This is a genomic window from Streptomyces sp. NPDC007162 (genome assembly GCF_040634175.1).
Lineage (GTDB): Bacteria > Actinomycetota > Actinomycetes > Streptomycetales > Streptomycetaceae > Streptomyces.
This window is the reverse complement of record NZ_JBEYFC010000256.1, coordinates 1-12,424: the sequence shown is the minus strand read 5'-3', so window position 1 is coordinate 12,424 and position 12,424 is coordinate 1. Positions and strand designations below refer to the sequence as shown.

The window sequence follows — 12,424 nt, the reverse complement described above, 5'->3', positions numbered from 1 at the left end:
GCGCGGCCTTCGAACAGACCCACCGCGAGGTGCAGGCGCTGCTCGACGCGGACGCGGACCGCGGCGGGGCGCCGGTGGAGTTGCAGTTGGCGGTGCAACCGTTGGTGTAGCCGGTGGTGACGTTGGTGCCGGAGCTGCCGATGGCGTGGTCGACGCTCTGCTGGCGGTTGCCTATGGCGTCGTAGCTGAAGGACTGCCAGTAGGAGCCGGGCGTTGTGGTGAGGGTGCCGGCAGTTGGCGGGTTGACAGTGCAGTTGTTGCCGGTCCAGGCATCCGTGAGCCGGTCCAGGGCGTCGTAGCTGTAGCACTGCTGGTCGGTGACGGTGTTGCCGGTTTCCGACTGCAGGTCGGTGGTGGAGGTCGGATTGCCGGAGGCGTCGTAGGCGTACTTGGTGTCATCGACTATCGGGCCGGGTGCCTGGCTCCGGTCGATGACACGTTCCGTCAACCGGCGGGTCTGGTCGTCGTAGTGGTAGGTGGTGGTCGCGGTCGGGTTGGTCAAGGGACCCTGCTTGACCAGGGAGGGCGCGCCGAAGTCCGTGTAGTCGGTCGAGCTGACATAGCTGCTGACGCTGCCGCTGCTGCTGGCCGTCGGGTTGCCCAGCGCGTCGTGGTCGTAGTCGATGACCTCGCTGCTCAGCCCCTTGGTGGACGGATCGGACTGCGTCGCCAGCAACTGGTCGTTGATGGTGTAGGTGTAGGTCGTCGTGTAGGTCGACGGCAGCGGCGTCTCGGAGGCCGGCAGGGTGATCGTCGTGCCGGTCGGCTCGCCGAGGGCGGTGTAGCCAGTGGCGGCGATCGTGTAACCGCCCGTGGTGCCCTGGACGTAGCGGGTCGATGAAGTCGGAAGACCTATGCGCTTCGTGTCGTACAGCCATGAGGCGAACTGGAAGTTGGACTTCGACTTGTCACTGGCGGTGAGTTTGCGGCCCAGGAGGTCGTAGGTGTAGTCGAGCTCGATCTTCTTTGCCTCGTCGGTGGTGGACACGAGGTTGCCGGCGTCGTCGTAGCCGTAGCCGCTCTTGCCCACGTCTGGGTCGTTCTGAGACCTCTTGCGTCCGAGCAGATCGTAGTCGAACGTCCATACGGCATGGTCGGGGCCGGTCACCTGGTGCTGCTGTCCGGCAGCGTCGTAGCCGTAGGTGGTGGGCGAGGCGGTGCCGTCGGTTGCGGTGTACCCGTTGGCCGCGGTGCCGGAGAAAGTGGGTGCGGCGGTGTACTCGTCGAGTTCGGTGTTCTGGCCGCGTGCGTTGACGACCGTAGTCGTGGCAACGCCGCCCTTGGGGGGCAGGACGGTGGACTTGTCTCCGGTGTAGGCGGTGGTCGTGGTCCAGGTCTTGAGGCCGTTGTGCTCCTCGGTGACCAGGTCTGCGCGGCCCATTGCGTCGTGGTCGGTGACAGTGGCGTCGGGGATGTTTAGCTGGGAGACGGGGACCGGGATATTACGGGGGCTGCCCGCGACGTTGTAGGCGTTGTTGGTGACGACGGTCCAGCCGTGCGAGTCGTACTGGGTGTCGCTGACCGTCGTGCTCGAATTCTCTGCGGTCGCCTGCGTCTGCAGGGGGCGCAGCATGGCGTCGTACAGCGTTTCGCTGGCCGCGTAGCTGCCGTTGTCCAGGAGGGAGTTGGCGGCGACGATCGAGGGTCCTGTCTGGGACAGGCTGTAGGTGTAGGTCGTGTTCGCGGGGGCGCCGTTGGTCCTGCTCTCGTTGGGCAGCCATACCCCGTTGAGGCGGCCGAGGGCGTCGTAGGTGAGTGAGGTGAGTCGGCCGGCCGCATTGGTCTGGGCGGTGGGCTGGCCGCGGGACGGGTCCATGGTGCGGTGGGAGACCTGGCAGTCTTTGGAGCTGGTTGTGGCGGTGGTGCAGGTGGCCCCGGGGGTGACCTGGATGGCTGTGACGATGTCTGTCGGGAGCTCTCCCGTGGCCGGCGTGTAGCTGGTGGCGGTGTTCTGGGAGAGGCTGGCGCCGTTGGGAGCGGTGGAGTGGGGCGTACGTGTGGTCAGTGTGACGCGTCCGTAGCCGTCGTAGGCGACGGAGGATTCGTCGACGAACGCGGTCGCAGTGGCGCCGGTGGAAGCGGACGCTTTCTGGACCAGGGTAACGTCACCGGTCTTGGGAAGCGGCGGGTTCTGCTGGCCGTCCCCGTCGTAGGTGAAGGGGTTGCCGTCGTAGGACGTGCGGACGTCTGAGATCAGCGTGCCGCCAGGCGTGGCCCCGGCTGCGGAACAGTCCTGGTCGGTGGCGATGGTCTCGGCGGGCAGTACGAGGGTGTCCACGCTGCCGGTGATGTAGCGGTTGTACGTGCAGTTGGTGACGTTGTCGGTGGCTGTGGTCTCGCCGCGGTCGTCGACCTGTACGGGCATGCCGGTCGTCGGCTTGCCCAGGGTGGTGTTGTAGAAGGTGTCGGTCTCGGTCTTGCGCCAGCCGTAGGAGACCGCCTGCCGGGTGAGGCTTTTGACGGTGCGGACCATCTGACCGGTGAGGTCCGGCAGGCCGCTGCGGGATCGGGAGGCTGTGGGGCCGATGATGGTGGGCACGGTGACGGTGGCCGTGTTCAGGCTTCCGGTGGCGCCGGTGTAGGTGTCGGATTCGAAGGCCTGTCCGGCCAGCGCATTGCTGTCCGCCACGCTGACGGCGCCGTCCTGGCTGGTCAGCGCCGGCACCGAGCGGGTCTTGCCGCCGGGCAGCGTGTCGCCGTTCATGCCCAGGAAGTAGTAGGTCTTGCTGAGGGTTTTCTGGTCGTAGACGTTGGCGCCGTTGGTCAGATGGAACACGGTGGGGTCACCGGTGGTGACGTCTACCTCCGGGTAGCCCCGGAACTGTCCCCAGGTGCGGTTCTTGGCCTTGACGAGCTCGTTGTCGTCGTAGTGCCAGCCGGGGTTGCCCTTGTAGGCATAGTCCGTCTCCAGCTTGGGCTCGGTGCCGTCCTGATAGGAGTTGTGCTTGTCCTCGGTGACGACCGCGGTGACCTTGTACTTGTAGAACCAGTCCATCCACGGGGCCGGCTGCCCGTCGGGGGTCCAGTACACGGGGAAGCACGACAGTGTGTTGGTCGACGCGAAGGTCTTGGCGGCCGCGTCCGTGGGGTCGTTGGGGTCACTGGCCGGGGCGCTGGAGCAGTTGGGCCGGTCGTAGGTGACGGTGGTCTGGGCGCCGGTCTCGCTGGTGACCGTCTGGATGCGGTCGTGGTACATCAGCGGCATCTGCGGGATCGTGCCGACCCGGTTGGGCAGCTGCAGCGGCGGATCGAAGCTCACCGCAGGCGTGGAGGTGCTGCCCGATGCGCCGCCCAGGGTGTCCAGGCCGGTGTGCTGGATGGAGTCCAGCCACAGGGTGGGGGCGTGGTCGCCGCCGTCGGGGAAGGACTGGGTGAAGCTGTACTTGTCGACCTGCTGGGTCACGCCGCCCGTCTGGATCTGGGTGGTGATCGACGCCAGGCGCTTGCGAGACCAGAAGCTCGGACCGTGGTTGGTGCAGCTCGACGAGCCCGAAATGCAGTTGAGGTCGACCGGCACATCCGGCCAGTACGCGGCGTTGGCGGGGGTGAACTGGCTGTCCGCGCAGGTATTGCCGGAGGGCGCGCCGGCGATGCAGCGTTCGGCGGAGGCGTCGAACACAATCTGCTCCGGCGCAGTGCCCGAGTAGATCGTCGTGGCGGTCATGCCGTAGTCGATGCGGGACAGGGTGCCCCCGCGGGTGTAGGCCACCGCGGTGTCCTTCAGGTCCGCGCCGTAGTAACCGGTCTCCGGCGTGTAGTACCAGGCGGTGGCGTTGCCATGGGTGTCGACCGCGTAGTCCAGGTTGAAGCGGTAGCCCAGCGTGCAGGAGGTGGAGGCGAAGTCGGTGCTGTCCGGGCAGTCGGACACGCCGCTGTGCGCGTGGTACACCGGGACAGTCCACACGGACTTGGTCTCGTCCTTGCCGCTGGACCAGCCCGGCAGGCGGTTGAGGCCGAAGAAGTACTGCACCCCGCCCTCGGTGACCTTGAAGTACTCCCCGTTCTTGGTGCCGTTCGTGCCGTTGCTCAGGTCCTCGATCTTGGTGGTGGAGTTGTCGTCGGCGGGACGGAAGGTCTTGGTCGCGTCGTCGTAGACGATGTCGGTGGACGTGCCGTTCAGCGACAGGGTCAGGATCTGACCCGCCCAGCACTCGTCGCCGTCGTTCTTCGGCGCGCCGGACGAGGAGTCGTCGTCGCACGACTTGTAGGTGCGTTCGACATAGTTCTCCGTCGAGGCCCAGCCGTCGCCCAACCACGAGGACTGGTTGTTCGTCCCCTCGGTGCGCGCGTCCTGGCCAGCGGAGTTGTACGACAGGTCCACATTCGGGGCCACTCCGCCAAGCGCAGGCGGTACGGCAATTGGGTAGCTGTAGGTGAACGAGCCGGTGTTCCCCGAGGTCGACCAGGAACCGCCCGGCGCCAGACTGGTCGCCGAGTAGTCACCAGCCGAGCCTGAGGTGCCAGCGGTCGCGGCCAGAACAACCATGGCGCCGGACGACGCCGTCACCGGCCGGGCGGAGCCGGTGGCACCCGACGACGCCGGACTCGGTCCCGGAACTGCGACCTGCGCGGACAGCGGCGATCCAGGGGCGGTGCGCACCGGGGTCTGAGCCTGGCACTTGGCCAGCTCCGGCGTGGTCAGCGCACAGGCGGGCAGCTGAACCAGGTGGAGGCGCGAGGCGAAGTCACCACCGAAGGCGTAGCGGAAGGACGAGTCGTCCACGCGAAGCGCGACCTTCCCGCTTCCCGGGCTGGTGCGTTGCAGCGTGAACAGCACGCCATGAACACCGGCCGTGCGCGCGGACTTCTGGGCCAGCATTGTCACGCGCATCCGCTGTGACCCGGTGACGGCTGCCGACCGGGGCTGCGGACCTGCGGCAGCACCGAGCAGGACGGGCAGACTTCCGGCCCGTACCTGACTCGCCTTGGCGCTCAGGCTCGCGGAGGCAGCCTCGTTGGGCAGGGTCACCATGGCGCTGCCCGGCGCAGGGAGCTTCGTGTGCCCGCCGGGGTCGAAGTGCCTGAAGGACTTGGGAGTTGAACTGCGTTTGGGCCATGGCCGGGATAGAGGGACCCGTCTGTTCTGCGGTGCGGCGGGAAGTGCCACTTGAGGCTTGGCTGGAGACGCCGCGGCCACGCCCGCGGGTAGCAGGCCCACCACCAAGGCGCCGGCCATCACCACCGCCGTGCGGCGAACTCTCCGGGCAGCCCAGGCCGCCTGACCGCGTCTCCACCCCGAAATCCACGCCATGCCGTACGTCCCCTCCCCCAGCCCCGAATCGCCTAAGTCCCCCTCGACTTGGGTGATTTGAGTGCACATGAAACGGAGGCACACGTCGATCTAGTCCCCCCGCGGAGGATCACGCTACGGCCCGAGATCGACTCGATACGCAAAGTGTTTCCATAGGAAACACAAAGGGATCACCCAGAACGGAACGCAGGTTGACGCCAATGCGTCAAAATCGGGCTACAGACGGCCACTTGGCGATTCATTGACGATGGACCCCGCGCACACCGGCCACACAGAATGCACAGCGGCGCGGGGCCCACGGGGGGAACCGCATGAAATCCGCGAAGGACCCCAACCGCGATGTCCGCTTCTCGCAAAACCGTGCGCGCGTCCAGGCTCCCCACGTCGAGACCGATCGCCACCGTTGTCGCCGCTGCCATGGCTGCCGGATCAATGGCGGCCACGGCACCGGCCTACGCCACAACCAGCGCGCCGACGCCATCACGCCAGGCTGCGTCGCCGAGCGACCGCCCCGAGTCCTCCGCCACGCGGCTCAATCCCACGGAGTCGGCGTCCGCGCAGGCGAAGGCGACCGGTCAACCGGTGACCATCGGCCAGCTCACCGGCACCGGGACCCAGGTGGTGGCCAACCCGGACGGCACCTTCACCCGGACCGATACGTCTATGCCCCAGCGTGTGCAGCAGCAAGGGAAATGGGTCCCCATCGATACCACTCTGCTGCGGCAGTCGGACGGGACCTGGGCCCCCAAAGCCGCCATCACGCACGTGACCTTCTCCGACGGTGGCTCCAGCACGCTGGTCACCATGCACGATGGCGCGGACAAACTAGGCTTCTCCTGGCCGGGCACACTCCCGAAGCCAATTGTCTCCAAGGACACGGCCACCTATCCCGAGGTACTGCCCGGCGTCGACCTGCAGCTGACCGCAGACGCCTCCGGCTACTCCTCGATCCTGGTGATCAAGACTTCCAAGGCCGCAGCTGATCCGCGACTGCAAAGACTCGCGCTCAACACCACCTCGGCCAACCTCAAGCTGGCCGCCACCTCGAACGGCGGCGCCCGGGCCACCGACAAGCACACCGGCAAGACAGTGTTCCACAGCGACACCGCGCTGATGTGGGACAGCACAGGCCAGAAGACAGGGGCCACGGCCCGCGCCCGCATCGCGACCGTCCCAGCGGCACGTGCCGAGCACACCGCGGCGGCCAAGGTCGGCAGGCATCGCGCGCAGGTCCATGTGACCCTCAAGCCCGGCAAGCAGCTGCTCGGCCTGAACACGTCCCTGCTCACCGCCAAGACCACGACCTACCCGGTCTATGTCGACCCGGAGTGGAGCGGCAGGCCCTCCCAACTGGACTGGGCCCGGATCTCCGACAACGGGTGGAACGTCTACAACTCGACGTCCACCACAGGTGCGACCAACGCCCGCGAGGGATGGGACAACAACACCCCCGGCAACGGCGAGCGCGCCCGCACCTACTACCAGATCAACACCAGCGGCATCAAAGGCGCCGTAGTCAGTCACGCCTCGCTGTACGTCAAGCAGCTCTCCGCTGCTTCCTGTTCGGACACCCCGGCCGCCGTCTACGGCACCGACCGACCCGCCGGCTGGGGATCATCCTCGCTCTACTGGGGCCACGAGCCGACCGTGCGCACGGATTCACTGGGCACCACCAATCCCAAGAGCCACGAGGCAGGCACTTGCCCGGTCACCGACGGTGCCAACTCCTGGGTCAGCCCACCAGCGCTGGAGTTCGATGTAACCTCCCGGGCACAGAGCGCGGCGGGCAGCAGCTGGAGCAGCATGACGCTGATGGTCCAGTCGCCCGACATGAACGACGCCTACCAGTGGAAGCAGCTCGCCTACGGCGGCGGCGCCAGCATGTCGGTCACCTACAGCTACCGTCCCAAGCTCAAGAACGGCACGGGAACGCCCACGATCAAGCCATCCATCGTCAGCTCGGGCAAGACGATGACGACCACCCACACCCCGACCCTGTCCGCCCGCGCGGTCAACCCCGACCTGGCAGGCGGCAGCGAACTGGTACGCGTCGACTACCAGGTCTTCAACTCCTCAGGCACCCTCGTGGGGCAGGGCTACGGACCCAACCTGGACTCCAAGAAACGTGCACGCTACAACACCAACGGCAGCGACTGGACGACACCACGCCTGCCTGACGGCACGTACACCTGGAAAGCCACGGCACAGAACGCCGCGGGCTACTGGGCCGGCACCGGCTCCGGAATCTGGACCAAGACTCAGACCTTCACCGTGGACACCAGCGCACCGCCCGCGCCCACGGTGACCTCAAGCCAGTTCCCCGCCAAGCAGATCGGCGCCGCCTTCGGCGACCAGGGGACCTTCGTCCTGGGCAATAACCACACCAACAACGTCACCGGTTACCTGTTTTCTCTGGACGCCACCCTCAGCAACACGGTGTACACCAGCAGCGGAGTCATCCACCTGGTGGCGGGCACGAAAATCACGAAGGGCAACATCTACTACGCCACGTCCGACAACGGCCCCGGCACCGGCACCTCTGCCATCAACGGCAGCGCCTCACCCTCGTTCGCCCCGGGTTCGACCGGACCCCACACCCTCTACGCCAAGGCAGTGGACCAGGCCGGCTCGACGTCCATCTCCCAGACGGCCTACGCCTTCTACGCCGGGACCAGCACCCCGACGTACGCCTACGGCGACAAGATGATCAGTAGCTGGACCGCGACCAACACCGACGGCACCACCACCGTCGTGCCCAAAGCCACGACCACCAGCACGGGCGGCCAAGTGGTCAGCCAACCCGCTTACAGTGGCTATGAATTCGCCGACGGCTACCAGGCCATGCTCGGCAACAAGACCACCACCTCGAAAGTTGTCAGTGGTGACAGTGCCACCTTCAGCTTCGACATCCCCAAGGACGGCCCCTGGAGCTTCGGCGCCAACCTCACCAAGGGCAAGGACTACGGCATCTACCACCTGGTCCTGGACGCGGGCCAGAGTACCCAGTCCACCCTGATCAGCGGCTTCGACGCCTACAACTCCTACACCACCACCCAGTTCCTCAACCTGGGCACTCCCAAGGACACGAACGGCCAACTGCTCACCCTCCGACAGGGCGTGCACACGCTGACCCTCACCCTGACCGGTAAGAATCCCAGCTCGGCCGGGTACCAGGCCGGCGTCGACGTACTGCGCCTCGGCCCAGCACTGACCTGCGCGATCAACGACGCGACCAGCTGTCTGAACAACACCGCCACCAGCACCTTCACCACCACGACCAGTACGGCCGACGCCGACGGCTCCGGCAACAGCATCAACTCCGCCGACCTGACGAGCACTTCGGGCTGGCAGAGCAACAAGACGGTCACCGTGGACGGCGCCACCATCACACTGCCGAAGTTCGGCACCGGCACGTACGACAACATGCTGGCCTCCGGCCAGACCATCACCCTGCCGGGCAGCGGAGTGGTCAACACCGGCGACGCCCTGGTCTTCCTCGCCTTCGCCACCGGCGGCGCCGCCAAGGGCACCGGCGGCACCATCACCTACGCCAAGAACAACTGCGTGGACCAGAACAACCCATTCGAACAGACCTACCAACTCGACACCGTGCCCGACTGGCTCTCCGGTCCGGCCTCCGCGGCATCGCTCAGCCTGGTCCACGAAAACCACAGCAACAACACGCAGACCAGCCCGAGTTCCGGCCCGAAAATCTACGCCGTCAGCGTCCCGCTGCAATGCCCCGGCTCGGTCATCAGCAGCATCACCCTGCCGCTGTTCACCAACGGCGTCCAAGCAGGCCAGCCCACCCTGCACATCCTCGGGCTCGGCCTGCGGCCGATGACCCTCACCGGCGGATCAAGCCCCCAGCACTGGGTCGGCACCTGGGCCTCGGTTCAGGACACCGCCAAGGTGCAGCTGTCCAGCGGCAGTGCCGCCGTCATCAACGGGGGGCAGACGCTCCGTATCCCGGCGCATGTCAGTGTCGGTACCGACGACGGCAACGGCGTACGCATCCACCTATCCAACGCCATGGGCACAACCCCGGTGACCTTCGACGCGGCCTCTGTCGCGCTGCAGGACACCACCGCAGGCGGCGCCACCGCGGACAAAGCCCCGACCCCGCTGACCTTCGGCACCTCCTCCTCCGCCTCCGTCACCATCCCGGCGGGCGGCGACGTCACCAGCAACCCGGTGACCCTGCCCGTCACACAGCAGGCGACCATCCTGGTCAGCCTGCATGTGCCCGGCTCGATGTCCGCGATGCCCGGCCACGCCGTGGCCCAGACCCCCGTCTGGGCCAGCACCGACACCGCCAACCACACCGGCGACACCGCCGCCACCAACTACACGCAGACCACCTACACCGGTCTGCCCTACCTCGCGGGCATCGACGTCACCACCCCCACCTCCGCCCCCACCGGCTCGGTCGTCCTCTACGGCGACCAGAGCGTCAACGGCGATACCGCAGCCGGCAGCGACAGCCCGTACCACCTCAGCGATGCGATCACCGATGCTCTGGTCAACGACACCAACGGGGACAACTCCGTCGACTACGGCGTCCTCAACGCGGGCACCAACAGCTCCAGCCTGAGCAACAACCTGTTGCCCCAGATCACCAACAGCACCACCCCGGAAAACGCACTCAACCCCGTGGACCGCAACGTGCTGGCCCAGGGCAACGTGCGCACCGTCCTCGTCTCCACCGGCGCCGCCGACCTCCTCAACTGCACGAGCAACGCCAACACTTGCGCCTCCAACGTGGAGAACGGACTGGCCTCCCTCAACAGCCAGCTGTCCTGGTACAACACCGACGACAGCCAGACCGGCGTCACCCAGTACTCCAACATCACCGTCTACCTCGCCACCATCCCGCCCTTCACCGCCGCCCACCCGGGCACGGCAACCCAGGAATCCGCGCGCGAGCTGGTCAACCGCTCCCTGCTCGACAACTCCACTCAGGTCATCGACTTCGCCGCCGCCGTGTCCACGGACGGCAACGCGACCTCCCCGACCGTCAAAGCGGCCGACCTCTCAGGCGGCAATCCGTCCAACGCCTACTACACCGACCTCGCCGCCCAGTACCTCAACGACACCAACACCGTGGTCGGCATCCCGCCGAACCTGATCGTCCCGCTCGCCACCGGCAGCGACACCCCCGAGGACAACTGGGAACTGGCCACCGACGGCACCGACAGCAACACGGACAACCCGCTCACCACGATCGGCGGCGCGACCTTCAGCTCCAGCCGCCCCAACGCGGTCAACGCCGGCGCCGGCTCAGCGTCCTTCGACGGCAGCACCGGATTCCTGGAAAGCGACCACACCGCCGTCGACACCTCCGGTGACTACACCATCTCCGCCTGGGTCAAGATCAACTCAGATGTCGGCGCCACCGCCATCTGCCAGGGAACCAGCCAGCACCAGGCCCTCTACATCGGCTACGACAGCGGCAACAAGGGCTGGATGTTCCAAACCACCACGACCAATGACGCCGACGCCGACTTCCCCACCGCGGAGGGAGACAGCAACACCGGCGCCATCGGCACCTGGGCCCACCTGCTGGTCACCTACACGGCCCCCGTCGACGGCGACACCAGTACGGGCGTGATGTCGCTCTACCAGAACGGCACCTTGATGGGGACCGCCACCAACCTCACCCCGCAGTACGACTCCTCCATGCCCCTGACCATTGGCGGCTGCGTCAACAGCCCCGATGCCACCACGCCCTACGCCGCCTTCCCCGGCTCCGTGGCAGACGTCCACACCTACCCGTACGCAATGGCATCGAGCCAAGCGAGCGCCACCAGCGTGATCGTGCCAACAGGTTGGGAGAACGGCATGCCCGAGGACGAATGGAAGCTCGCCGCCAACGGCAGTGACACCGCCACCCTCAACCCGCTCACAGCCTCCGGCAGCGCCACCTACGGCACCGACGCACCGAGCGGGATGGCCGGCAGCGTCACCTTCGACGGAAACACCGGCTTCCTCAAGAGCAAGCAGAGCGCTGTGAACACCCTCGGCGACTACACCGTCTCGGCATGGGTGAAGATCAACTCAGCTCTCGGCACCACCGCCGTCTGCCAAGGCACCACCCAACACCAGGCGTTCTACCTCTCCTACGACAAGGCAAGCAGCGCCTGGATGTTCCAGACGACCACCACCAACGACGAGAACACCGACTTCCCCACCGCGGAAGGAGACAACAACTCCGCACCAATCGGTACCTGGACCCATCTCGTCGCCGCCTTCCGCGCACCGGTCGCAGGAAGGTCCAACACCGGCAACATGGCCCTCTACCAGAACGGCACCCTGGTGGGAACAGCCACCAACCTCAGCCCCCAATACGACTCCTCCATGCCTCTGACCATCGGCGGCTGCGTCAACAGCGCCTCGGCCACGACGCCATACCTGGCCTTCCCGGGCTCCGTGGCAGACGTCCACGTCTATCCGCGCACGCTGTCGGCAACGGAGGTCGGCGCGCTGCACTGACCCCACCGGCCATGAGCCCCGCCGCTCCCACCAGGAGCAGCGGGGCTCACCCGTCGTAACCACTATGGACTGTCGGACGTGTACAGACACCAAGTCGCCCGCGCTCGCAAGCAGGGTCCCCCTTGGGAGGATCGCGGGAGTACGGACAGCGCTTGGGACCGCCTGGGGAGAATCGCCTGCGTAACGCGGGACGCTTCTGAAAGACACCGAAAGGCTCGTGCGTACAGGCGAGAGACGGAAGTTACCGTATCGCCTCAGGTCAGCGCCCCCAGGTAGACAACTTCAAGGAGATGTCTACCCTCCTGCCCTGCCAGAGCTCAGCCCGTTCGTCAAAGAAGCCCCGTTGAACAGCATCACTGCAGCACACCTGGCGCCCCATGAGCAGGAGTTCTCGCCGTCGATTCAAGGATGGCAACGCACTCCACATGATGAATCACCGGAAACAGGGAGGCAACTCCACGAACCGCCTGCTCTACGCCTTACCGACCTGCTCCATAGCGCACCTTGACCGGGTCAAGGTGCGCCACAGCCCCCGTCAAGCACCCTGGTCCCCAAATGGTCCCCAGGAATGATCAAAGGGCCACTTCAGATCCCCTCTGAAACGGCCCCTGACCTGCGACTTCGTAAAGTCGGGACGACAGGATTTGAACCTGCGACCCCTTGACCCCCAGTCAAGTGCGC

1 protein-coding gene and 1 pseudogene are annotated in these 12,424 nt (G+C 66.5%); one reads left to right on the top strand and one right to left on the bottom strand.

Annotated features, from left to right (window positions below):
• Positions 1 to 1,069: 1,069 nt before the first annotated feature.
• Positions 1,070 to 1,816 (bottom strand): annotated as a pseudogene (locus ABZ646_RS26780) (hypothetical protein); the annotation flags it as partial.
• 3,852 nt (positions 1,817 to 5,668) lie between these two features.
• Between ABZ646_RS26780 and ABZ646_RS26775 the strand changes: the two are divergent.
• A complete protein-coding gene (locus ABZ646_RS26775) occupies positions 5,669 to 11,743 on the top strand; it encodes a LamG-like jellyroll fold domain-containing protein (protein WP_360523872.1) in 6,075 nt (2,024 codons plus the stop codon).
• Positions 11,744 to 12,424 lie beyond the last annotated feature (681 nt).

What these genes read in the sequence shown, in the direction of transcription:
- ABZ646_RS26775 (WP_360523872.1), top strand. Translation starts at nt 5,669, where the DNA reads ATGGCTGCCGGATCAATGGCGGCCACGGCACCGGCCTACGCCACAACC.